Annotated in this window: 19 protein-coding genes; 13 read left to right on the plus strand and 6 right to left on the minus strand. The window is 70.7% G+C overall.

The genetic code is table 11. From position 1 onward, the window contains the following. Positions 1–51: 51 nt before the first annotated feature. Positions 52–1254: a CaiB/BaiF CoA transferase family protein gene (locus OG241_RS12210; RefSeq protein WP_405815271.1), complete on the plus strand. Its 1203-nt coding sequence runs from the start codon at positions 52–54 to the stop codon at positions 1252–1254. Between the two features lie 79 nt (positions 1255–1333). Here OG241_RS12210 and OG241_RS12215 read toward each other — a convergent pair whose 3' ends face one another. The 3 genes from OG241_RS12215 to OG241_RS12225 form a co-directional block, all read right to left on the minus strand. Beyond that, positions 1334–1603, minus strand: coding sequence for a hypothetical protein (locus OG241_RS12215; protein ID WP_318320545.1), 270 nt, complete (start codon positions 1601–1603; stop codon positions 1334–1336). Between the two features lie 126 nt (positions 1604–1729). Beyond that, the gene (locus OG241_RS12220) at positions 1730–2581 is read right to left on the minus strand and encodes an anti-sigma factor domain-containing protein (RefSeq protein ID WP_405815272.1); all 852 of its coding nucleotides are present in this window, start codon (positions 2579–2581) and stop codon (positions 1730–1732) included. Beyond that, positions 2578–3120, minus strand: coding sequence for a sigma-70 family RNA polymerase sigma factor (locus OG241_RS12225; protein WP_319288807.1), 543 nt, complete (start codon positions 3118–3120; stop codon positions 2578–2580). Before OG241_RS12225 ends, OG241_RS12220 begins: the two co-directional genes overlap by 4 nt. A 237-nt stretch (positions 3121–3357) precedes the next feature. Between OG241_RS12225 and OG241_RS12230 the strand changes: the two genes are divergently transcribed. From OG241_RS12230 to OG241_RS12245, 4 genes are all read left to right on the plus strand, one after another. Next, positions 3358–4899, plus strand: a complete 1542-nt coding sequence (locus tag OG241_RS12230; protein ID WP_405815273.1) for a DUF4331 domain-containing protein — start codon at positions 3358–3360, stop codon at positions 4897–4899. A 154-nt stretch (positions 4900–5053) separates the two neighbouring features. Further along, positions 5054–6922 (plus strand): tetratricopeptide repeat protein, encoded by a 1869-nt coding sequence (locus tag OG241_RS12235; protein ID WP_405815274.1) that lies wholly within the window; start codon positions 5054–5056, stop codon positions 6920–6922. Continuing rightward, entirely contained in the window at positions 6919–8724 is a 1806-nt protein-coding gene (locus OG241_RS12240) for a sulfite exporter TauE/SafE family protein (RefSeq protein ID WP_405815275.1), read from the plus strand. Before OG241_RS12235 ends, OG241_RS12240 begins: the two co-directional genes overlap by 4 nt. Before the next feature lie 92 nt (positions 8725–8816). Further along, positions 8817–10475, plus strand: a complete 1659-nt coding sequence (locus tag OG241_RS12245; RefSeq protein ID WP_405815276.1) for a serine/threonine-protein kinase — start codon at positions 8817–8819, stop codon at positions 10473–10475. A 21-nt stretch (positions 10476–10496) separates the two neighbouring features. Here the strand turns inward: OG241_RS12245 and OG241_RS12250 are convergent, their stop codons facing one another. Then, positions 10497–11303, minus strand: coding sequence for an SGNH/GDSL hydrolase family protein (locus OG241_RS12250; RefSeq protein WP_405815277.1), 807 nt, complete (start codon positions 11301–11303; stop codon positions 10497–10499). Between the two features lie 310 nt (positions 11304–11613). On the opposite strand from OG241_RS12250, the gene OG241_RS12255 reads away from it, so the two are divergent. The 7 genes from OG241_RS12255 (at position 11614) to OG241_RS12285 (ending at position 21395) form a co-directional block, all read left to right on the plus strand. Next, positions 11614–12825 (plus strand): S8 family peptidase, encoded by a 1212-nt coding sequence (locus OG241_RS12255; protein WP_405815279.1) that lies wholly within the window; start codon positions 11614–11616, stop codon positions 12823–12825. 252 nt (positions 12826–13077) lie between these two features. Further along, positions 13078–13410: a hypothetical protein gene (locus OG241_RS12260; RefSeq protein ID WP_405815280.1), complete on the plus strand. Its 333-nt coding sequence runs from the start codon at positions 13078–13080 to the stop codon at positions 13408–13410. A gap of 25 nt (positions 13411–13435) precedes the next feature. Continuing rightward, complete coding sequence (locus OG241_RS12265; RefSeq protein ID WP_405815282.1) at positions 13436–14575, plus strand: GNAT family N-acetyltransferase; 1140 nt, start codon at positions 13436–13438, stop codon at positions 14573–14575. Between the two features lie 395 nt (positions 14576–14970). Then, positions 14971–15810, plus strand: a complete 840-nt coding sequence (locus OG241_RS12270; protein ID WP_405815283.1) for a glycosyltransferase family 2 protein — start codon at positions 14971–14973, stop codon at positions 15808–15810. Next, the gene (locus OG241_RS12275) at positions 15807–16805 is read left to right on the plus strand and encodes a glycosyltransferase family 2 protein (protein ID WP_405815285.1); all 999 of its coding nucleotides are present in this window, start codon (positions 15807–15809) and stop codon (positions 16803–16805) included. The genes OG241_RS12270 and OG241_RS12275 overlap by 4 nt, the downstream gene beginning before the upstream one ends. Continuing rightward, positions 16802–17611 (plus strand): polysaccharide deacetylase family protein, encoded by an 810-nt coding sequence (locus OG241_RS12280; RefSeq protein ID WP_405815286.1) that lies wholly within the window; start codon positions 16802–16804, stop codon positions 17609–17611. Before OG241_RS12275 ends, OG241_RS12280 begins: the two co-directional genes overlap by 4 nt. After that, a complete protein-coding gene (locus OG241_RS12285; protein WP_405815287.1) occupies positions 17604–21395 on the plus strand; it encodes a lipopolysaccharide biosynthesis protein in 3792 nt (1263 codons plus the stop codon). Before OG241_RS12280 ends, OG241_RS12285 begins: the two co-directional genes overlap by 8 nt. 60 nt (positions 21396–21455) lie before the next feature. Here the strand turns inward: OG241_RS12285 and OG241_RS12290 are convergent, their stop codons facing one another. Continuing rightward, a complete protein-coding gene (locus OG241_RS12290) occupies positions 21456–22883 on the minus strand; it encodes a GH39 family glycosyl hydrolase (RefSeq protein ID WP_405815289.1) in 1428 nt (475 codons plus the stop codon). A gap of 175 nt (positions 22884–23058) precedes the next feature. Between OG241_RS12290 and OG241_RS12295 the strand changes: the two genes are divergently transcribed. Then, positions 23059–24153 carry a DUF5925 domain-containing protein gene (locus tag OG241_RS12295; RefSeq protein ID WP_405815290.1) on the plus strand — a complete coding sequence of 365 codons (1095 nt, stop codon included), beginning with the start codon at positions 23059–23061 and terminating at the stop codon, positions 24151–24153. Positions 24154–24258: 105 nt separating this feature from the next. On the opposite strand, the gene OG241_RS12300 is transcribed toward OG241_RS12295, so the two are convergent. Continuing rightward, positions 24259–24627, minus strand: a complete 369-nt coding sequence (locus OG241_RS12300) for a GntR family transcriptional regulator (protein WP_405815291.1) — start codon at positions 24625–24627, stop codon at positions 24259–24261. Positions 24628–24684: the final 57 nt, after the last annotated feature.

Here is a 24684-nt window from a genome sequence, read left to right on the forward strand (position 1 = left end):
CAGCGCCCCCGAGGATGGGACGGGTAGGGGCGGCGGGGGCGAAAAACCGACATGATCGCCCGCATGGAACCCCTCCCCCTCACCGGCCTCACCGTCGTCGCCCTCGAACAAGCCGTCGCCGCCCCCTTCGCCACCCGCCAACTCGCCGACCTCGGCGCCCGGGTCATCAAGGTCGAGCGCGTCGACGGCGGCGACTTCGCGCGCGACTACGACACCGCCGCACACGGTCTCGCCTCGCACTTCGTCTGGTGCAACCGGGGCAAGGAATCCCTCGCCCTCGACGTCAAGGACCCTCGCGGGCTCGCCGTCCTGCGGCGACTGCTCGCGGACGCCGACGTGTTCGTGCAGAACCTCGCCCAGGGCGCCGCCGCCCGGCTCGGCCTCGACGCGGCCACCCTCTGCGCAGCGCACCCCCGGCTGGTCGCCGTGGACATCTCGGGGTACGGCCCGTCAGGACCGTACGCGGGCAAGCGTGCGTACGACATGCTCGTGCAGTGCGAGGCCGGGCTGGTGTCGGTGACCGGGACGCCGGAGCAGCCGGTGAAGGCCGGGATCCCGGCGGCGGACATCGCGGCCGGCATGTACGCGTTCTCCGGGGTGCTGGCGGCCCTCGTACGGCGGGGCGTGACCGGGCGGGGCGGGCCGGTGGAGGTGTCGATGCTGGACGCGCTCGCCGAGTGGATGGGGCACCCCCTCCACCACGCGATGCACGACGGCACTCCCCCGGCGCGCACCGGCCTCGCGCACGCCGTCATCGCCCCGTACGACGCCTACGCGACGGCGGACGGCGGGCGGGTGCTGCTGTCGGTGCAGAACGACCGCGAGTGGCGGCGGCTGGCCGAACAGGTGCTGGAGCGTCCCGACTTGGGGTCGGATCCGGCGTACGCGACAAATGCGGCGCGGGTCGGGAACCGGGAGCGGACCGATGCGTATGTGGCCGCGTCGCTCGGCGCGCTGGACGTCGACGAGGCGCTGGCACGGCTGGAGGGCGCCGGGATCGCGTGCGCGCGGCTGAGGGACGTACAGGAGGTGGCGGAGCATCCGCAGTTCGCGGCGCGGGACCGGTGGCGGGAAGTGGGGTCACCGGTCGGGCCGTTGCGTGCGCTGCTGCCCCCGATCACGCTGCCGGGCGGGGTCGAGGCGCGGATGGGTGATGTGCCCGCGCTCGGGGAACACACCGAGGCGCTGCTGCGTGCCGTGGGGATGACGGACGAGGAGATCGCAGCACTGCGCCGGGACGGTGTGACCGCCTGAGCACGGGCCTGAAGCGGCCGGACGGTTACGGAGACGGCGTGAACCGTGATCGACGTGGGGCGCCGATACGGCCGTCCGCTCAGCGTCCGCCGAACAGGGTGCGGCTCAGACGGCGCAGAGGAGCGAAGAGCGAGAGCCTGCTGACTCGCTTGCCGAGGTCGCTGCGCTGCTTCACGGTGTCCCGTGAGGTGAGTTCGCGCATCAGCGAGGTCGCCTCCGCCGTCTCGCGCTGGGGGACCGCGGGTCCCGACAGCACCGAGAGATGGCGGTCGAGACGCGCCTTGGTCGCGCTGCTCCCGCACGTGATCGCAGGGACGCGTGCCCTGCTGTGCATCGTTATCTGTTCCATGTCACTCCCCACCCGTACGAGTCCACCCGGCCCGGGCAGGTTAACCCTATCGCTCCCTCGGGGCACTCGTGTATCTCGGTCACAGGATTCACCTTCCCCGCAAGGGCGTTGACGACTCCTCGTTGATTACTCTCCGAATCCAACCGATTCCAGGGCGAGTTGGACAACTGGTGCACTGGTGGGCTGCTCTGAGCCTCCGTCGGGTTCGACGGTGACAGCGAGTGATGTGGCCGACTTGTCGAGACCGGTCGCGACCAAGGGCGTGTCGCCCTTGAAGAGTCCCAGGGAGCGTGGTTGCACATCAGGGCGCATGAGCCACAGCTGATGCACGCGGTCGCCCGGCAGCTCTTCGTACCCACTGAGGGTCACTACCGCACGCCCCTCGGACGCGGAGGCGATCGCGGTGATTCCCTGGCCCTTCGCGTCCCGGTCGGCGGTCGCCCGCGCGTCCGGAGCCGACAGAACGTCGGCAATGTCACGTGCCTGGGCCTGCGCGGTGTCCAGCTTGTCCTGAGTCTGGGTGTACTGCACGGCGAACAGCGCGGCGACGACGAGGGCGGCCGCCGCCGTCAGTGTGGCGAACGGGGCGAACATGGGGCGCATGCGGGGCGCACGGCGGGCGGACGGCAGCGGTTCGGTGCCCCACACATGCGCCGGCAGCTGATGGCTCCGCCTCCGGGGCGCTTCGGCGGAGCGGCCGGGGGCGCGCGCCGGGGAGTGGCCCGGGGACTCCTGCGGAGTCGCGCGTACGGCGGACATCACCCGGTCGCGCATGGCGAAGGGGGGCGGCGCGGCCGTGGACCAGGCCAGCCGGACCGCGTCCTCGGACAGCAGGCGCACCTCCGAGGTACAGGCGTCACAGCCGGACAGGTGCTTCTCGAAGCGGCGCCGCTCGTCGGGGCCCAGGGCGTCGAGGGCGTAGGGGGCGGCGAGGGAGTGGAGATCCTCGCGGCGGAACAGTCTGCCGAGCACGCTCATGCGACACCTCCCAGGCATTCGCGCAGCCGGGTCAGTCCGTCGCGCATCCGTGTCTTCACCGTGCCCAGCGGGAGCGAGAGCTGCTCCGCCACCTCACGGTATGTGTAGCCGTCGTAGTAGGCGAGGGTGACCGACTGGCGTTGCAGGGTGGTCAGCCGGTCCAGGCAGCGGCGCACCCACTCGCGTTCCATGCCGGCCTCGACCTCCTCGGCGACGTGGTCGAAGGCGGGACGGTGGGATCGCTGTGCCTCGCGCTGCTCGCGCTCCCCGGCCGCGCGGGCACTGCGTACCCGGTCGACGGCCCGGCGGTGCGCGAGCGTGAGTATCCAGGACAGGGCGCTGCCCTTCCTGGGGTCGAACCGCGGTGACGAGCGCCAGAGTTCGAGCAGAACCTCCTGTGACACCTCCTCCGACTGTGCCGGGTCCCGCACCACGCGCCGCACCAGCCCGAACACCGGCCCGGACACGATCCCGTACAGCTCTTCGAAGGCTTTCTGGTCTCCGCCGGCCACGAGAACCAGAAGCTCGTCCGCTCCCACCCGCGTCCCCTCTCTATGGCCGCACACGGCCCCTCCCCGCTCCATCACACTTGTCACCGTCACCTTAGGCATTCGTAGCCGACCTGCCTCCGGATGGGTACGGATCAACCGCCCTCGAAACGCGGGTCGGCCGGGTCCCAAACGTTTTCAAGAAAGTTTTCAGATTCGACCAATCCGCCTGCGGGAGGGCTCCGAATCCCCGTCGTCAGGCAAGTTGACACGGTGAGGACGGACGGAATGACGACAACCATCTCCAAGGGCGGCGCACGGCGCAGGCGCATCGCGACCCTCATATGCGGTGCGCTGGCCACCGGCGGGCTCGCGGCGGCCAGTGTCACCGCGCTCGTACCTGGTACGGCTTCCGCCTCCAGCCACCGCGAGGCTCCGCTGATCTCGGGCACACCGCAGTACGACAACACGGACCTGTACGCGTTCGTGAGCCCGGACAAGAAGGACACGACGACGATCGTCGCGAACTGGATCCCGTTCGAGGAGCCGGGCGGCGGCCCGAACTTCTACCAGTTCGCCGAGGACGCCCAGTACGACCTGCACATCGACAACAACGGTGACGCGCAGGACGACCTCATCTTCCGCTACACCTTCAAGACGCACGTGAAGAACAAGAAGTCGTTCCTGTACAACACGGGTGCGGTGGACAGCCTGTACGACCCGGACCTCAACGTCACGCAGACGTACGACATCGAGCTGATCAAGCTCAAGAAGAAGTACCAGGTGTCGAAGACGAAGATCGCCGACGATGTGCCGGTGGCTCCGTCCAACGTCGGCAAGGCGTCGATGCCGAACTACTCGAAGCTGCGCTACCAGGCCATCCACAAGCTGACGAACGGTTCGACGACGTTCGCCGGCCAGGCCGACGACCCGTTCTTCGCGGACCTGCGGGTCTTCGACCTGCTGTACGGCGGGAACCTCTCCGAGGTCGGCAACGACACGCTCAAGGGCTACAACGTCAACACGATCGCGCTCCAGGTGCCGACGCACATGATCGCGGAGTCGTCGAAGCAGCCGGTCGTCGGTATCTATTCGACGACCCAGCGCAAGAACGCCAGCGGCTACTACTCGCAGGTCTCGCGCCTGGGCATGCCGCTCGTCAACGAGGTCGTCAACCCCATCAAGGACAAGGACAGGTTCAACGCGTCCTCGCCGTGGGACGACGCCCAGTTCCTGAAGAACGTGACCAACCCCGAGCTGCCCAAGCTCATCGAGGCGATCTACAAGATCCCCGCGCCCAAGGAGCCGCGCAACGACCTGGTGGACGTCTTCCTCAAGGGTGTGAAGGGTCTCAACCAGCCGCCTTACGTGACCCCGGCCGAGGAACTGCGTCTCAACACCTCGATCGCCCCGTCCATGCACCCCAAGCGTCTCGGTGTTCTCGACGGTGACAACGCGGGCTTCCCGAACGGCCGTCGTCTGACGGACGACGTGATCGACGCCTCGCTCCAGGTCGTCGAGGGTGAGCTGGTCGGCGCGAAGAACGACCTCGGCGACGCGGTCGACAAGAACGACAAGGGCTTCGAGAAGTACTTCCCGTACGTGGCTCTGCCGACCGAGGGTTCGCGCGGTCCGCTCGCCAAGGGCACCAGCGGCACCAACGACGTCCGCAGCCAGCTCGGTGACGCGCTGCAGCCCGCCGGCACCTCCGGCGGCGGCACCGACACCATGCTGATCGCCGGTTCGGCGGCGGCCGGTGCGGCCGGGTTCCTGCTGCTCACCGCCGGCTTTGTGTGGTGGCGGCGGAACATGGGCAACCGGGCGTACTGACCCGTTCCGTTCCCACCCCCACCAACTGGCGCGGCCCGCTCGTATCCATCCCCCACGGCGCGGGCCGCGTCACACCCCGTCAACTTCCGGCCCCACCCGGGCGGTTGACAGCAGTTCCCCGAAGATGACCCGCCCAGGACCTTGAGGAGAGGGCATGCCCCCGCGTACGAACGACAACGCACCGGACCGCGAGCAGGCGCCGCAGCCGCCGCTCACGCGACCGGGCCGTGAGCTCGGCCCCCGGCCGACCGACACGGCGGGGGCTGCCGACATCCTCGACACGGAGGATTCCGACGGCACCGACGGGCGCCCCGGCGCAAAGCTGTCCGGCCCGGACGGAACGGACGTGGCCGGTCCGGACAGCTCCACACCGACCGGCGCCCCGACCGCGGTACCCGCACCACCCGTCGCCGAGACGGGCGACACCAGGCCCACCCACACACCGGGCTCCGCCACAAACGACACTGAGCCGGGCCCGGGTTCCATCACCCCGGCCGCCGGCACCGGTCCCTCCGCCGGGACGGATGCCGGGGGCACGGCGGATCCCCAGGAGACGCCGGAGACCGAAAAGGCAGCGGCGGCCGACCTCGCGCCCGGCGTCGCTGAGGCGGACGGTACCGAGGCCTCGCCCGAGGTGCCCTCCGACGAGCGCGTCGCCGCTGTTCGGCGGCTCGGGGAGTCGTCGCGGCGGTGGCGGGCGGTGCAACTCGGGGCCTGTGCCGCCGCGTTGGCGGTGGCGTTCACCGCCGGAGCCGTGGTGCTGGGCGCCCTTCGGGACGGGAGCGGTGCGGCCACCGTCTCGTCGGCGCCGGCCGCCATGTCTCCCGCGCTGCTCGCGAGCGGGGACATCGGCGCGAGCATCGCCTCCCTTCAGGCGCATCTCCGGGCGCAGCCCAAGGACTACGGCAGCTGGGCGACGCTCGGCCTCGCCTATGTCGAGCAGGCCCGCACCAAGGGTGACCCCTCCCGGTATCCGCAGGCCCAGCAGGCCCTGGCCCGGTCCCTCGAGCTGATGCCCGACAACGACCCCGCTCTCGCCGGGCGTGCCGCCCTCGCCGCCGCCCGCCATGACTTTCCCGGTGCCCTCAAGTACTCGGACCAGGCCCTCGCGCAGAACCCCTACAGCGAGCGCGCCCTGTCCACCCGTATCGACGCCCTGGTCGAACTCGGGCGCTACGACGAGGCGTTGAAGGCCACCGACGAGGCCGACGCCAAGCGGCCCGGGGTGCCTGTCTTCACCCGGTACGCGTACGTGCGTGAGCTGCGCGGCGAGGTCACCGTCGCCCGGCGGGTGCTGGAGCAGGCGCTCGCCTCCGCCACCTCACGCGGTGACATCGCCTACGTGTCCACCGCGCTCGGGCAACTCGCCTGGAACCAGGGCCAGTACAAGTCCGCCCTGGAGTTCTACGCCCGTGCCCTGGCCGCCGACGACGCCTACCTCCCGGCGTTGGAGGGCCGCTCCCGCGCCCAGTTCGCCGACGGCGACCGGGCCGGTGCGATCAAGGGCATGGAGGACGTCGTCTCCCGCTATCCGCTGCCCGGTCCGCTCGTCGAACTCGGCGAGCTGTACGAAGTCCGGGGCGGCGAGGGCGACTTGGCCAAGGCCCACGACCAGTACGCACTGGTCAACGCCTGGACGGCCATCGCCCGCGCCAACGGCGTCAACGCCGACCTGGACACCGCGCTCGCCGCCGCCGACCACGGCGACAAGAAGTCGGCGCTGCGGGCGGCCCGCGCCGAGTGGGCGCGCCGCGAGACCGTGCACACGGCCGACGCCCTCGCGTGGGCCCTGCACGTCAACGGCCACGACAAGGAAGCCCTCCCGTACGCCCGCCGCGCCACCGCGACCGGCTACCGCAACGCCTCCTTCCTCTACCACCGCGGCATGATCGAGCAGGCCACGGGCCACCCGAAGGAAGCCCGCGCCTCGCTCTCCGCCGCCCTCGAACTCAACCCCGGTTTCTCCCCGTTGGGCGCCCAGAAGGCCCGTACGGCTCTCAAGACCCTGGAGGCGGCGAAGTGAAGCCCCGTCGTGTGGCCGCCTCCGGCGCCGCCCTGTTCACGGCAGCCTGCGCGCTCGTGCTGGTTCCCGCCGGCGCCGCGAGCGCGCATCCGCTCGGCAACTTCACCGTCAACCGGTACGACGGTCTCGTCGTCGCCCCGGGACAGCTCCGGGTCGCCCATGTCGAGGACCTCGCCGAGATCCCGGCGACCCAGGCCAAGCCCGACATCAAGAAGCTGGGTCTGACCGACTGGGCCGAACAGCGGTGCGCGACCGCCGCGAAGGGCAGCACGGTCACCGTCGCGGGCCGTACGGTCCCCCTGTCCGTCGGCAGCGCCAAGGCGAGCACACGGCCCGGTCAGGCCGGCCTCAACACCCTGCGCGTGGAGTGCGGGCTCACGGCCGCCCTCCCCGAGGTCGCCGAAGGGGACACCGTTTCCCTCGGCTTCCACAGCGCGGGCATCGAGTCGGGCCCCGGCTGGCGGGAGATCACCGCGCGCGGCGACCGGATGACGCTCGCCGAGTCCGACGTGTCGCAGAAGTCGGTCTCCGGCGAACTGACCAGCTATCCGAAGGAGTTGCTCTCCTCACCGGCCGACACCGCGACGGCCGCCCTGCGGGTGAGGCCGGGCGGGCCGGCCCTCGTCGAGAGCGGCGAGAAGGCCGCCCCGGCCTCCTCCGTGCTGCCGCGCGGCGCCGACCGCTGGACGCGCGCGCTGGACTCCCTGGTGGCCCGGCACGACCTGACGATCGGCTTCGCCGCGCTGGCCCTGGTCATCGCGGTCTTCCTCGGTGCGATGCACGCGCTCGCCCCGGGCCACGGCAAGACCCTGATGGCGGCCACGGCGGCCGCCCGGGGCGGCAAGGCCCGGCTGCGCGACGTCATGCCGCTGGCCGCCTCGGTGACGGTCACCCACACGCTGGGCGTGGTCGCCCTGGGCCTGCTGGTGACGGCCGGTTCGGCGGCGGCGCCCTCGGTGATCGCCTGGCTGGGCGCGGCGAGCGGTGTGCTGGTGACGGGTGCGGGCCTGACCCTCACATGGCGGGCCTGGCGCCAGCGCGCACACGAGCGCACACACCTCGCCGCCGATCCGCACCCTCATCCGCACGACGACCACGGTCACGACCACCACGACCACGACCACGGTCACTCCCATGATCACGACCACGGTCACGAGCACCCCCACAGCCACACCCACGTCGCCGACAAGGCCCCGGCACGCGAACTGGTCCTCGCCCACGCGTCGAACGCGCACACAGCCACCGCTCTCGCGGCCGCACCCGCCGCGGCTCCCGCACACGCGCACGACCACGACCACGACCACGACCACGACCACGACCACCAGCACGATCACGGGCACGGGCACGGGCACGACCACTCCCACGAGACCCACGAGCACCACGACCGCAAGCACAAGCACGCCTCCACCACCCTCGAACACACCCACGGCGGCTTCACCCACACGCATGACGTCGCACCCACCCTGCGCGGCACGATCCTCCTCGGGTTCGCCGGTGGGCTGGTGCCGAGCCCCTCGGCGGTGGTCGTGCTGGTCGGTGCCGCCGCGCTGGGGAAGGCGTGGTTCGGGTTCCTGCTCGTGCTGGCCTACGGGGTCGGGCTCGCGCTGACCCTCACCGGGGCCGGGTTCCTCGTCGTACGGCTGGGCAGCGGGGCGAACCGGCTGCTGGACCGGCGTCCGGGGCTCGCCGGAGGGCCGATGGTCGCGCTCGTACGGCGTACCGCGCCGCTGGCGTCCGCGTTTCTCGTTGTCGCGCTGGGCATCGGATTGGTACTCAAGGGGGCGGCTTCCGCGCTCGGCTGAGCTACTTTTGGGAAGAAATCAGGCGGAGTGCAGAAAACCGGCGTGCAATGAGACGGAATCCGTGAACGCGCGGCTGCGACGGGGGGACGCCAGTGTCCGAGGAACCAGGCGGCAGTGAACGTCTGATCGCGGGACGCTACCGATTGCTCTCACCGCTCGGCGAGGGCGGCATGGGCACGGTGTGGCTGGCCCGTGACGAGTTGCTGTACCGCGAGGTCGCCGTCAAGGAGGTGCGCGCGCCCGCCGGACTCCCGAACTCCGAGATCGAGCGGCTGTACGCCCGGCTGGAGCGCGAGGCCTGGGCCGCCGCCCGCGTCTCCAACCGGAACGTCGTGACGGTGTACGACGTGGCGACCGAGGACGGCCGGCCCTGGATCGTCATGGAGGTGGTCCGCGGGCTCTCGCTCGCCGATCAGCTGAACGCCGAGGGGCCGCTGTCCCCCCAGCGGGCCGCGCACATCGGCGCCGAGGTGCTCGCCGCGCTGCGGGCCGCGCACGAGGCCGGGGTGCTGCACCGGGACGTGAAGCCGGCCAACGTGCTGCTGTCCAACGACGGCCGGGTGGTGCTCACCGACTTCGGTATCGCGACGGTCGAGGGCAGCTCGGCCCTCACCATGACCGGCGAGCTCATCGGCTCCCCCGAATTCCTCGCGCCCGAGCGGGCGTTGGGGCGCACCCCCGGCCCCGAGTCCGACCTGTGGTCACTGGGCGTGCTGTTGTACGCGGCGGTCGAGGGCAACTCCCCCTTCCGGCAGAACACCCCGCTCAGCACCCTGCGGGCCATCGTGGACGAGGAGTTGCCGCTGCCGCTCAGGGCGGGGCCGCTGACGCCGGTCATCGAGGGGCTGCTGCGCAAGGATCCGGCCGACCGTGTCACCGCCGAGCAGGCCGAGCACGATCTGCGGATCATCGGGGCCGGCGGCACGCTTTCCGGGACGGGCCCCGTGCGCGGGGACACCGGACCGACGGTCCCCTACACGCCGACGACCGGGGCGGGCTTCCCTCAGCACCCGCCGACGCTCCCTCGGCCGATGCCCGTTCCCGCGGCGGCGAGTTGGGACGCCTCACCGCCGCCCGACACCTATGCGACCCGCACCGCCGAACCGGCCCGCAACCGCCGGGCGGCCGTCGTCCTGGTCGCGGGCCTCGCCGCCGTCGCACTGGCGGTGGCCGGACTGACGTACACGCTGCTGAACCGCGACAAGGGCGGGGACAACACCGGCGCCGGGAGCAGCACCCAGCAGAGCAACCCCGGTACGGGCGACGCGAGTTCGCCGAAGAACAGCCCCAGCGAATCCGACGACGAGAAGAGCGCCACCCCGAGCGGCGACGGTGGCGCGTCCTCGCAGCCGGCGCAGACCGTCGAGGTCCATGTCACCGGCTCCGGCACCGACTACTCGGGGACCTGTCCGCCGCCCGACGCCGAGGCACCCGGCTTCACGGCGACCTTCACGGTGGGCAACGTGCCCACGAAGGTCTCCTACCGTTGGGTGACGGAGACGGGCGACGCACCCGAACAGGGCTGGCGGACGCTGTCGTTCCCGGCGGGCGGCGGGAAGACCAAGGAGAACAAGGTCTTCGTGACGACGTACGACGAGAGCGGGACGATCGAGAACGCGATCGGAGTGGAGGTCCGCGACCCGGTGAACGCGAAGTCCAACTCCGTGCCGTTCTCGGTGACTTGCGAGAAGGAGACCCCTCCGGACGACGGGGTCTCCTCTCCCAGTGACACTTCCACCGGTACGCCCTGAGGGGGCGGGGGCCCGGCCCGGTCAGGCGGTGCCGGTGAACGCCGGCAGATAGCCGCCCGACTGTCCGGCGGCCGTCGGGTGGTAGGACTCACCGATGTTGAGCAGGTTGAGGCTGTGCAGCCACGAGCTGCCCGAGCAGAGCTCGTGACCGGTGAAGGCCGGCTTGACGTCACCGAAGGTGAAGCCGTGGTCCGCCGCCCGTTTGGCGAGCGCGCTGTTCAGATAGTCGGACGCGCTGTTGATCGCGGAGCGCTTGGTCTCGGAGAGGCCGAGGCAGGCCTGGCCGAGCTTGTAGAAGCGCGGGTAGCCCAGGACGACCACGTGGGCGGCCGGCGCCCGTGAGGTGATGGCGTCGTACACGGTGTCGAGCCGACCGGGGAGGGTCGAGTCGACGTACGCCTTCGCGGTGTTGATGCGGGCGAGGCAGGAGCTGTCGGACTGGAGCACACAGGTCGTCATGACGTCGGCGAAGCCCGCGTCGTTGCCGCCGACGCTGATCGAGACGAGTCCCGTGGTGGAGCCGAGCGGGGTCAGCTGGTTCGCCAGAACATCACCCGTTCGGGCGCCCGAGCAAGCGGTGAAGTCGAAGGTGGAGGGTGAGTGGGCGGCCGCCCAGAGGTACGGGTAGGCCTTGGTGCTGCGCTTGCAGTCGCCGCTGGAACTGATATAGCTGCCGGATCCGACTCCCGAGGAGTAGGAGTCTCCGAGGGCCACATAGCCGGTGGGGGCGGCGAGTTGGGACGCCTGCGCGGACGTGGCCCCGGTGAGGGCGGCGCCGGTGGCGAGGAGGAGCGAGGTCACGTATGCCGTAATTCGGGAACGTCTCATGGAACCTCCTTTAGCAGGATCTCTGCCACAACGTTCGTACCAACGCCGCGTATTGATCGGAAGTGTCCATGCCAAGACTTTTCCGCCCCTAAGGGGCCGGATCACCGGCGTTCACGTTTCGTTCGATTGCCTGTTCATGACATGCATGTGACAAGCCGCTCAGCCTCTTGAGCAACTCCCCTTCATGACCGAGTCTTTACCTCAGCCCGGTCGGAACGTGACGCTCCGGACTGTGCCCGCGCCAGCGGGCGCCCCCCACAGACACGCCCGTATCCAGGCGTGTGCTGCCTAAGAGGAGGACTCCCTCGTAATGGCACAACTGCGCAGCAAGAAGATCAGGACCGCCGCGACCACCGTCGTGGCAGCCGCCGCTCTCGTCGGCGGATTCACCGCACTCCCCGCCCAGGCAGCCCCGGCACCCGCCGAGGGCAAGGTGCTGGCCGCCGGCTCCCCCACAGCCGTCAAGGACAGCTACATCGTCACGCTCAAGAAGACGGCGGGCCTCAAGTCCGCGTCGAGCGCGGGCAAGAGCCTGATCAACGAGTACGGCGGCACGGTGCGGAAGACGTTCAGCACCGCGCTGAACGGCTACACGGCGACCCTTTCCGCGGCCGAGGCCCGCAGACTCGCCGCCGACCCCGCGGTAGCCACCGTCGAGCAGAACCAGACGGTGCACGTCGACGCCACGCAGTCCAGCGCCCCCTGGGGCCTCGACCGCATCGACCAGGCCGCCCTGCCACTGTCCGGCACCTACACCTACCCGGACACCGCGGGGGCCGGAGTGACGGCGTACGTCATCGACACCGGCGTACGCATCACGCACTCCCAGATCAGCGGCCGGGCCACCAACGGCTACGACGCCGTGGACGGCGACAACGTCGCTCAGGACGGCAACGGCCACGGCACGCACGTCGCCACCACCATCGCCGGCTCGACCTACGGTGTCGCCAAGGCGGCGAGGATCGTGGCGGTCCGCGTGCTCGACAACGCGGGCTCCGGCACCACCGCCGGTGTCATCGCGGGCATCGACTGGGTGACCGCGAACCACAGCGGCCCCTCGGTCGCCAACATGTCCCTCGGCGGCGGCGCCTCGACCTCCCTGGACACGGCCGTCTCCAACTCCATAGCCAGCGGCGTGACCTACGCGATCGCGGCCGGCAACAGCAGCGCCAACGCCTCCTCCTACTCCCCCGCCCGGGTCGCGGCGGCCATCACGGTCGGCGCCACCACCAGCACGGACGCCCGGGCCAGCTACTCCAACTTCGGCTCGGTCCTGGACATCTTCGCCCCGGGTTCGTCGATCACGGCCGGCTGGAACACCAGCGACACCGCGACCAACACGATCTCCGGTACGTCGATGGCCACCCCGCACGTCGCGGGCGCCGCGGCCGTCTACCTCGCGGGCCACACCTCCGCCACCCCGGCACAGGTCGCCACGGCTCTCACGGGCGGCGCCACCACGGGCGTCGTCACCAGCCCGGGCACCGGTTCCCCGAACCGTCTGCTGAAGCTCGTCCCGTAGCACTTGTGAAGGACCGTTCCCCGGAGGCAGCCGGCGCCTCCGGGGAACTCGTCTCTTGACTGGCCCGTCCCGCTGCGCGACATTGAAGCCCGGCATCCGGCGCGTCGGGGGGCAAAGTCGCCAATGCAGACCATACGCATCAAGCCACCTGCGTCCGGGAGCGGATCGGGCAGCGGACCGGGTAACGGATCGGGTAACGGTGAGCCGTCGGAACAGGGGCCGGGAAAGGACCTGTTCCCGCTGCTCACGGGCGTGTCCGTGGCCGTCGCGGCCGTCGGTGCGGGCCTCGCGCTGACCGACACCGCCTCACCGCTGCGCGGCCCCTTCACCCTGTTCTTCCTCCTCGCCGCACCGGCGTTCGCCGTGGGAGCCGCCCTGCGCGGCCTGGAGCCGTTCGGCCGGATCGTGACCTCCGTGGCGGCGGCGGTCGCCCTCGATCTCCTGGTCGCCCAGGGCATGTTGGCCACACACCGCTGGTCGGTCCGCGGTGGAGTCGTGACCGTGACCGTGATCAGCTCGCTGATCCTCCTGCTGGTTCTGGTACGGCGACGGCGCGGCCGTACGGCGAGAAGACGGACCTCCTGACGTGGCTGGTGATGCGGCTGGTGACGTGGCTGGTGACGCTGCTCGTGATCCGGCCCCCGACGTGACCCTCACCGTGCACCGCCCCGGCGAACTGACCGCCGCGGACCGGGCCGCCTGGACGGCGCTGCAGGCCAAGGCCCATCTGCACGGCACGCCCGGACTGGCGAACCCCTTCCTGTCCCCGGAGTTCACGCTCGCCGTCGGCCGCTGCAGACGTGGCGTACGTATCGCGGTGCTCCACGAGGACGGGGAGCCGGCCGCGTTCTTCCCGTTCCAGAGATCCACCGCCGGCGTCGGCCGGGCGATCGGGCTCGGCGTCTCCGACTGCCAGGGGCTGGTGCACCGCCCCGGATTCGCCTGGGACGCACGGGAGTTGCTGCGGGACTGCGGGCTCGCGGTGTGGGAGTTCGACCATCTGGTGGGCGGCCAGGCACCGTTCGAGGCCGGGGCCTCCGGCACCTTCCCGTCGCCGGTGATGGACGTCGACCAGGGGTACGAGGCCTATCTGGCCGGCCTCCGGGCGCGCTCGCCCAAGTTCACGCGCACGACGCTCGCCAAGGAGCGCAGGCTCGGCCGGGACGCCGGCGAGATCCGCTACGTCCACGACGAGCGCGATCCCGAGGCGCTGGCCGTACTGATGGCATGGAAGTCCGCCCAGTACCGCAGGACCGGACGCAGCGACCGGTTCGCGCATCCCTGGATCACCCGGCTCGTGGAGCAGCTGTTCCACACCCGTTCCGACCCGTTCGCGGGCGTCCTGTCGGTGCTCTACGCCGGCGGCAAGCCGGTCGCCGCCCACTTCGGGCTGCGTACGGAACGCGTGCTGGCCTGCTGGTTCCCGGCGTACGACCCGGCGTACGCGAAGTACTCGCCGGGGCTGATCCTGCATCTGCGGATGGCCGAGGCGGCTGCCGCCGACGGGATCGCGTACCTCGATCTGGGCCGGGGGCAGAAGGAGTACAAGGACTCCCTGAAGACCCGTGAACTCATGGTGTCCGAGGGATGGGTGACACGACGCCATCCGGTGGCGGTCGGGCACCGGGCGCGGCGCGCTCCGGTGCGGGCGCTGCGCAATGTGGTGCTGTCCCGGCCGGAGCTCTTCGAGCCGGCGGACAGGGCGCTGAAACGGATGGGGCAGCTCCGTTCCAAAAATGGATCAAAGTAGTTGCGTAACGGTCAAACCAACAAAAACGGGTGACCTTGTTTCAGCTCTTGCCATAAGGGCGTAATCGTCAATACCGTCGTACATCTCACCCGCATCGGTACGTCGTCCTGTGACTCAGGGGAGGGCTCAGGGTCCACGACGACCGTCGGAGCGGGACGCGGTAGGGGGGTGCCGTGCTCGGGGGAGGCGAGTTCCGCCGGGCCGTGCCGCGAAACCGACCACCCGCAGGGGTGTTCGGCCAGTTTTGCCAGCTCACCCGGCATGCACATGAGACACCAGAAGACCGATACGGAGGATCCATTCGCATGCCGTAAGTGAGAACCCCCCTTTCGAACCGGACAAAGAGCCGGGCCGCCCTGGGGAGGGCGGTCCACCGGACGAGAGGGACAAGACTCATGAGTTCCGTTCTGCGACCGGCGATACCGGGTCAGGAGCCCGCGATCGCCGACCAGAAACCGATCACGGCCGACGGGTACCGGCCGATCTCCTCCCACCTGGCGATCGCGCCACCGGTGAGTGTGGTGATCCCCGCCATGAACGAGGCGGAGAACCTGCCGTACGTCTTCAAGACGCTGCCCGACTGGATCCACGAAGTGGTCCTGGTCGACGGCAACTCGACCGACGACACCGTCGAGGTCGCCCGCGGGCTGTGGCCCGACGTCAAGGTCGTGGAGCAGCAGGGCAAGGGCAAGGGGGACGCCCTGATCACCGGGTTCGAGGCCTGCACCGGCGACATCATCGTGATGGTCGACGCGGACGGCTCGGCGGACGGCGAGGAGATCGTGTCGTACGTCTCCGCGCTCGTCTCGGGCGCCGACTTCGCCAAGGGCTCCCGCTTCGCCAACGGTGGCGGCACCGACGACATGACTCCCGTCCGCAAGCTCGGCAACTGGGCGCTGTGCACGGTCGTCAACAAGAAGTTCGGCGCCCGCTACACCGATCTCTGCTACGGCTACAACGCGTTCTGGCGGCACTGCCTCGACAAGATCGACCTCGACTGCACCGGCTTCGAGATCGAGACCCTGATCAACATCCGGGTGGTCAAGGCAGGGCTCAAGGTGCAGGAGATCCCGAGCCACGAGTACCTCAGGATCCACGGGACGAGCAATCTGCGGGCCGTGCACGACGGACTGCGTGTCCTGCGGGTGATCCTGAAGGAGCGCTCCAACCGGCGCGCCCTGCGCGGCCGTTCGCACTCCCGCGTGCTCAGCGCGAGCCGGGGAGAGGTGTCTTGAACGAGAGGGACGTCTCGGTGGTCGTCTGCGTCTACACCGAGGACCGTTGGGAGGACATCCTCGCGGCGGTCGCCTCGGTGCGGGCGCAGTCACGGCCGGCTCTGGAGACACTCCTGGTTGTTGACCACAACCAGGCTCTTCTGGAGCGGCTGGCCAAGGAGTACAAGGAGACCGACGAGGTACGGGTGCTCGCCAACGCGGGCCCGCGCGGCCTGTCGGCAGGCCGCAACACCGGGATCGCCGCCTCGCACGGAGGGATCATCGCCTTCCTCGACGACGACGCCGTGGCCGAACGGGACTGGCTGCGCCACTTCGCCGAGGGGTACACGGACCCCCTGGTGATGGCCGTCGGCGGCCGTACGGTGCCGATCTGGGCGTCGGGCCGCCGGCCGGCCTGGTTCCCCGAGGAGTTCGACTGGGTGGTGGGCTGCACGTACAAGGGGCTGCCGCCGGGGCGGGTGCGGGTCCGCAACGTGCTCGGCGGGAACGCCTCCTTCCGGCGTACGGCCTTCGACGCGGCCGGCGGTTTCGCCACCGGTATCGGCCGGGACGGCGACAAACGGCCGCTGGGCTGCGAGGAGACGGAGCTGTGCATCCGGCTCACCCGGGCCAGGCCCGACGCGGTGCTGCTGATCGACGACCGTGCGGTGATCCACCACCGGGTGCCCGAGGCCCGCGAGCACTTCGGGTACTTCCGCACCCGCGCCTACGCCGAAGGTCTGTCGAAGGCGCTGGTCGCCCGAAGTGTGGGCGCGGACAAGGGACTTGAGTCCGAACGCCGGTACACCACCCGGGTGCTGCCCGCCGGGGTCGCGCGCGGTGTGCGCGACGCCCTGATGGCCCGGCCGGGCGGGGCGGGCCGGGCGGGCGCGATCGTCGCCGGGGTACTGACGGCGGCGGGCGGGTACGTCCTGGGGAGCCTGCGGGCCCGCCGGGGCGGGGCCACGTTCACGGTCGTGGAGATCGAGCGGCGCGTCGAAGGAGGTACGACATGAACGCGTCCGTGCCCGTCCTGATGTACCACTCGGTCACCCGGACGCCCAGTCCCCCCACACGCACCCTCTCGGTGACGCCCGAGGCGTTCGCCGAGCAGATGGCGCTGCTCGCGAACCGGGACTTCCATCCGGTCACCACGGCCCAACTGGCCGCCTCCTGGCGCCGCCCGTTCTCGATGGAGCGGGTGCTGCCCCCGCAGCCCGTCCTGATCACCTTCGACGACGGCTACGAGGGGGTGCACCGGCACGCGCTGCCGGTACTGGCCCAACACGGCTTCCCCGCCTCGCTGTTCGTCTCCACGGGCTGGCTCCGGGGCGTGCACTGCTCCGGCGGCGCCCTCGACACGATGCTGGACTGGGACCAGGTGCGCGAACTCGCGGACGCGGGCGTCGAGATCGGCGGCCACAGCCACACTCACCCGGAGCTCGACCAGCTCGACGGCGACGCGCTGCGCTTCGAGCTGGCGCGCTGCAGGGAGATCGTCGCGGACGAACTGGGCGCGGTGCCCGTGTCGTTCGCCTATCCCTACGGCTACTCCAGCCGCCGGGTGCGCACCGCTGTCCGCGAGGCCGGGTTCGCGCAGGCGCTCGCCGTCGGCAACGGCCTGGCGCGCCGGGCACAGGGGCCGTACGCCCTGCGGCGCGTCACCGTGCGCCACAGCACCGGCATCCAGGAGTTCGAGCGGCTGATCGAGGGCCGCGCGATCGCCCAGAACTTCGCCCGGGATCGCGCCCTCACCAAGGGGTACGCCATCGTCCGCAGAGCACGTCAGGTCCGCCGGAAGGCCAGCCGTTCCCGTGTCTGACACGACGACCACACCCGAGACCGAGGCCGCCGGAACTCTCGGGGCCCAGACACCTGAGCAGCGTCCGGGGCGGCGGCTGCGGCTGCCCGGCCTCGGCAGGGGCCAGGGGGGCGGCAGCCAGCTGTTCCGCAACGCCTACGCGCTGATGCTCAACACCGGCATCTCCGCCGTGCTCGGGCTCGGCTTCTGGCTGGCCGCCGCCCGCTACTACTCCGAGTCGGCGGTCGGCCAGAGCTCCGCCGCGATCGCCGCGATGAAGCTCCTCGCCGGTCTCACCGCGGTGACGCTGACGGGCGCGCTGGCCCGCTTCATCCCGGTCGCGGGCCGCGGCACCGGACGGCTCATCTTCCGTACGTACGCTGGCAGTTCGGTGATCGTGGCGCTGGCAGGTGGGGTCTTCCTGCTCACGCTGGACAGCTGGGGGCCGTCGTACCGGTTCCTGCACGGGCCGGTGCCCGCCCTCGGGTTCGTCGGCGCCGTCGTGCTGTGGAACCTGCTCACGCTCCAGGACGGGGTGCTGACCGGGCTGCGCAGCGCGCTGTGGGTGCCGGTCGGCAACACGGCGTTCTCGGCGGTCAAGCTGGGGCTGCTGGTCGTCTTCGCGGCGGCGATCCCGACGAGCGGTGTCTTCGTGTCGTGGGTCGCCGCGATCGCCATGTCCGTGCTTCCGCTCGGCTGGCTGGTGTTCCGCAGGCTGGTGCCCCGGCACGTCAGGGCGACCGAGGAGCACGCGGAACCGCCGACGCTGAAGGAGATCGGCCGGTTCCTGGCGGGGGACTACACGGGGTCGCTGTTCTCCCTGGCGGTGGTCTACCTGGTGCCGGTGATCGTCGCCTCGCAGGTCAGCTCCGCCGACAACGCCTACTTCTACATCACCACCACCATCGGCGGCACGGTCAACCTGCTCGCCATCAACATGGGCGCGTCCCTGACCGTCGAGGGCTCGCACGATCCGGCCCGGCTGGCCGCCAACACCCGGGCCGCGCTCAAACGCATGGCGCGGATCATGCTGCCGGTCGCGGGGGTGCTGTTCTTCGGGGCGCCCAGGATCCTGGCTGTCTTCGGCTCGGGCTACGCGGACGCGGCGACCTCGCTGCTGCGCTGGTTCGCGGTCGGCGCGGTGCTGCGGGTCGTCATGGAGACGTACTTCGCGGTGCTGCGTGCGCAGAGCCGCACCGCCGGACTCGCCTGGCTGCAGGGCCTGTTGTGCGTCCTGGTGCTCGGTCTGACGCTGCTGCTGCTTCCCCGGATGGGGCTGACCGGTGCGGGGGTCGCGGAGATCTCGTCCCTCGCGGTGATCGTCGCGCTCGCCGCGCCCAGGCTGTACCGGACGGTCAGGGCGGCGCCGGCCGACCCCGTCCCCGAGGACGCAGCACCGGACGGCGACCTCGCCGACCTGGCGGCGGTCTCCCGGGGGCGCGGACAGGGCTGGACAGCGCGTTCGCCGGACTCGGACACGCTCCCGCTCGGCGTCCATCTCGACTTCGACCACCAGGAACGCCGCCCGGACGTCCGCCCGGGGCCGGGGACCCCGCCCACCGGAACACCGGCGCCGCGCGCGGACCACAGGCCGACCTGGGCCCTGAAACAGGTGGGGCCCGAGGCCCTGGGGCTGCCGGCCGAGGACGCCTCCCAGGAGTTCGCCGTCCCGGCGGACGCGGACGCCGACCTCGTACGCGCCGTACAGGCTTCCCTCGTACGGGAGTTGCGCACCCCGCACACCTCACCCGCCCCGCCGGCATCGCGTCAGCTCTCGCTGCGCGCGCGTCTGCGGCCCACCCGCGGCGGAGTGTTCCTCGGCGGACTGCTGATCGCCGCGCTCCTGATGTACTGGCTGCCCGCGTCCCGTCTCGGCGAGGCGGACCTGGACCGGATGGGCGGGCTCGGGCTGGTCTCCGTACTGCCGCTGCCGACGCTGGCCGGGGCCGCGCTGCTGGTCGTGGTGTTCGCGTCGCTGCTGTGGGGGAACCGGGAACACCGGACGCTGCTGGCCCTCACGCTGCTCGCGACCGTCGTGTCGCTGCACGCGCTGCCCGCGGTGATCGAGGCCGAGCCGCGGTTCGCGACGGCCTGGCAGCACCTCGGGTTCATCGACTACATCGACCGGACCGGGACCGCCGTACCGGACCTGGACGCGCGCTGGAGCTGGCCGGGCTTCTTCGCCGGTGCCGCGTTCGTGGCGAAGGCCTGCGGGGTCCGTGATCTCACCGAGGTCATCCGCTGGTGGCCGCTGACCATGCAACTCCTGTACCTCGCACCGCTGTTGCTGCTGACGCGCTCGCTGCGGGCGAGCTGGCGCGCCAAGTGGACCGGCGTGTGGATCTTCGTACTGAGCGGCTGGGTGGGCCAGGACTACTTCTCCCCGCAGGGTTTCACCTATCTCCTCTATCTGGTGTTCGTGGCGATCCTGCTGGTGTGGTTCCGGGCGCCCCGGGTGCTGTGGGCGAAGGTACGGCCCGGCGAGGCGGAGGTCGAGCCGACCGACCGCCGCCAACAGGCCGTACTGCTGGCCGTGTTGATCGCCCTGTTCGCGGCGACGGTCCCGGCACACCAGCTGACGCCCTTCGTGATGCTGGGCGTGCTGGGAGTCCTCGTCCTGATCGGGAAGTCCGAACTGCGGGGCCTGCCCATCCTGTTCGGCGTGATCGTCGCGGCCTGGGTCGGTTTCATGGCCGAGCCGTACTGGTCGGGGCACTTCGACGAACTCTTCGGCGGGATGGGCGGAGTGGGCGGCAACGTGTCGTCGAGCGTCTCCGGCCGTATCCAGGGCGGCAGTTCGACGCACAAGCTCGTCCTCTACACGCGCGTCCTGCTGGCCGGCGGGGTCATGACCCTCGCCTGCTACGGCTGGTGGCGCCGCCGCGACCACAAGTACCGCGAACGCTCCCTGCTCGTCCTCACCTTCGTCCCGTTCCTGGGCTTCGGCATGCAGTCGTACGGCGGTGAAATGGCCCTGCGCGTCTTCATGTTCGCCCTGCCCGGCGCGGCCCTGCTCGCCGCGCTCGCGCTCTTCCCGCGCACCGGGGTCACCCCGAAGGAACGGGAACGGGACCGGATCAGCCTCGCTCCACTGGCGGCGCTGATGGCGGGCCTGGTCCTCATGGGCGGCTTCCTGGTGGCCCGTTGGGGCAACGAGCCCTTCGAACGGACCCGCCCCGGCGAGGTCGCCGCGATGAACTACGTCTACGCGCACGACGATCCGACCGTACGGCTGCTGTGGCTGAGCAACGACCTCCTCGACAACGTGACACCGGCGCTGCCCTGGGGCGCCAGGGACATGGAGAAGGTGCGGTACGAGCCGACGCTCGCACCGGCCGACCCGGCGCTGGTGTCGGGGCTGGTGAAGGCGCTCAAGGACGCGGGCCCCAACTCGTATCTGATGGTCAACCGCAGCCAGGTCGTCTATCTCCAGCTGGACGTGGGCTACTCGGCGACCTGGGAGAAACGGCTGCTCCAGAACCTGGACGGGCGGGACCAGTTGAAGAAGGTGTTCGTCAACTCCGACGTCACGATGTACGCGCTGCGGCAACGACCGGAGGGCGCGGTCGCGAAGGCCGATCCCGGCCCGATCGGTCCCCAGGTGACATGGACGCCGTGGTCGGTGGTGGGCGGCCTGGCGGCCGTCGCCCTGATCCTGCTCCTCACGGCCCGGGAGGCGGTACGGGTCGCGGTGCGGCCGGGGATCCGGCAACTCCGCCTGCTGCAGAGCAGCTTCTGGTTCTCGCTGCCACTGCTGGCGGTGCTGCTGGCCTCGCTGGTGCAGCGGTTCCTGACGATGAAGTAGCCCTGCGGACAGAAGGGTTGGCGAGACGGCACGTGCGTGAGGTGGAGGTAGCTCAGCGGATCAACGACTGAGCCACTTCACCTCGTACGCGCCCATCGTGAAACTCTTCCCGTCGACCCGTGCGTCGATCGTCCGGTCCAGGACGTTGACGACGAGGACGGCGTGGTCGTCGGCGAGCACCCGCACGTTGGGCACGTCGTCCGGGGCCACCGGCACGGTCCGGTACTCCGTGCCCGGCGGGAAGGCGGCGCCGAACCGGGAGACGAGGTCGTACATGGGAAGTGCCGTACCCCCGCTGTCACTTGAGGTGGGAGTCCAGAGACAGCCGGCGCATCCGGCACCTTTCTCCTCCTCGGGGTTCCAGTAGAAGCCGGAGGAGGCGCCGCCCTTGGCCATCGCGATCAGACCGGCGGCCTGGACGGCCTCGCGGTGGGTCTCGGACCAGCCCGCACGGTCGTCGTCGGCGTCGGCGGGCTCGACGTAGTACTCGGCCCACCACAGCGGCAGTCCGCGCGTACGGGCGCGCACCCACTCACCGACGGCGGTGAACTTGTCGGTCGCCGCGAACTCGTCGGGCAGCAGCTCGTCGTCCTGGGTGTAGCTGGAACCGTCCACGACGACGAAATCGGCTCCCGCCTTGTTGGTGTTCCAGTAGTCGAAGGCGTCGAGGACCCGCTGGTCCATGGCGCCCCAGGGCCCCTTGAAGGTCGTGGAGGCGTCCGGTTTCTGCCGTGGGTCGAGACTGTCCATGACGAGGTACGGCCCGCCGACCATGATGTCCTTGTCGACCTTCTTCAGTGCCTTGTAGACGAGGTTGTACAGCTCGGTGTACCCCTCGTAGTCCCAGCGGGCCCCGGTGTTGTTCCAGAACCCCTTGAACTCGTTCCACACGATGAAGTGACGTACGTCGGGATAACGCCTGGCGACGGTCGCGGCGAGCGCCGCGAAGTCCTTGTAGTGGGCGCGCTCCGGGGCGGTCTCCAGGGCGGACTGGCTCCAGTCGGTGTTGTCCGAGCCCGACCTGCCGCCCTTCATCCAGTCCGGGGCACAGCACAGGGTGACCACCGGGGTGGCGCCGGAGGCGCGCATGAAGTCGATACGGCGATCCATCTCGGTGAAGTCGTAACGCCCCTTGACCGGCTCGGGGTTGCCGGCGCCCCAGCCCATGATGTGCTGGTTCTGCGGCAGCCCGGCGTCCTTCGACAGCAGCGCCTCGACCCGGCCGGTGGCCGAGCCGTCGCCCTCGTCGGCGCTGAACTGAGTGTGGGTGAAGCCCCACCCGACGTCCGGCTTCGACGAAGCGGGCGAGGAGGCGGACGGTGTGCCGTGCACCTTGTCGCCGTCGCGGGAGGTACCCGCGGTGCTGCCGCCGTTCGACGGCAGCGTGTGGAGCAGGGTCAGGACCAGGGCCAGTGCGGCGGCCCCCACCCCTAGCAGGGCGGTGAGCTGCCACCGCCTGGCCCCCGAATTCCACCCATGACGTCCCATCAAGGACAACAGTAACCGCGGGGCACGGGCGGAGGGCAGGCCTCCGCGGCACACAGCCCGGTAACAGAAGACGGACTTAACGGACGCGCGGGCCGAAGGCACCGCAGTCGGCGGCAATCGGCGCGCACCACGGAAACCGGGTGCACTGGGCGCCCGGGTGCCGGATCATGGCGGCATGTCTGCCAACCCACACGACGCGCTGCCGATCCGGCTCAACGTCGACGACAGCGACTCCCCGTCCGACGTCGTCGACGCACTGTTCCTCGGCCGCTTCGCGACGGGCGAGCAGCCGTACTCCCACGCGGCGAACATCGACCGCGTACGGTCCGGGGCGACCCTCCTCCCGCCGGGCGCCCGGGTGTTGCGCTCCGCCCGCGACGACGACCGCAGTGCCACGCTGGCGGAGGGCGACGGCTGGACCCTCCTGGTGTCCCGCTGGAACCGCGGCGCCGACGTCACGGTGACGGCGACCAGCTCCGAGCTGGCCGCGAAGGTCCTCGGCCAGACGACGGACGGGGCGACGGACGAGCCCGAACCCCAGCCGGAGAACGTGACGATGGGCTTCTGGTACGTGTCCCCGCGCCGGGGCCCGCACCGCACGACCCGCCAGATCTCGGCGGGCACCTGGGACGAGGTCCGCGCCAACTACACCGCTCCGGTGGCGGACGCGATGGACACTCTGATGAAGACGACGCCCGAGGACATCGCGGGCCGGCTGCTGCTGCTCCACGGGCCGCCGGGCACCGGCAAGACGTCCGCGCTGCGCACGCTGGCCCGTTCCTGGCGGGACTGGTGCCAGGTGGACTGCGTACTGGACCCCGAGCGTCTGTTCTCCGACGTCGGCTATCTGATGGACATCGCGATCGGCGAGGAGGACGGCACGGGCAAGGGCCGCTGGCGTCTGCTCCTGCTGGAGGACTGCGACGAGCTGATCAGAGGCGAGGCGAAGCACACAGCGGGCCAGGCGCTCTCGCGGTTGCTGAACCTGACGGACGGTCTCCTCGGCCAGGGCCGCAACGTCCTGGTGGGTGTGACGACCAACGAGGACCTGGAACGCCTCCACCCGGCTGTCGTCCGCCCCGGCCGCTGCCTGGCCCGCATCGAGGTGGGCCCCCTGACCCGCCGAGAGGCGACGACCTGGCTCGGCACAGAGGAAGGAATCCCCCGAGAGGGCGCCACCCTGGCCGAGCTCTACGCCCTACGCAGAGGCACGAGCCCCACCACAGTCCCGGACCAGAGGGAAGGATCAGACGCGGGCCTGTACCTGTAATAGCCAGGCCTTTACCTGTAATCGCAGGGTGCGGGCGGGCCTTTAAGGGGCGCGGGGAACTGCGCGACAAGCCCCCACCGCGCCGCAGCCGAATCACCACCGCTCCTACCCCTGATAAGCCGCCCGCAGGGCATCCCGCACGGCGTCAAGTGCCGCCTCCTCCCCCAACCCCAGCCGCCGAACCCGCTCCACATACTCCCGCGCGGCAACCGCCGCACCCCTCTCCGCCGCCGAGCCCGCCGCAGCGACCAACGTTCCGTTGCGCCCCCGCGTCTCGATCACCCCGTCCGACTCCAGCGCCCGATACGCCTTCGCCACCGTGTTCGCGGCAAGACCGAGCGACTCGGCAAGCCCTCGCACGGTAGGCAGCCGGTACCCCACGGGCAGCGTCCCCGCCCGGGCCTGCTCGGAGATCTGGGCGCGCACCTGCTCGTAGGGCGGCGCGCTGTCGTCGATGCGGATCTTCAGGGTCACGCTGCGATTGTCCCGTACAGGCCGGAAAATAAGAGGCACCCGCCGTATCTCCCCACG

Origin of the sequence: Streptomyces sp. NBC_01390 (assembly GCF_045040105.1) — a bacterium.
Taxonomy (GTDB): Bacteria; Actinomycetota; Actinomycetes; order Streptomycetales; family Streptomycetaceae; genus Streptomyces.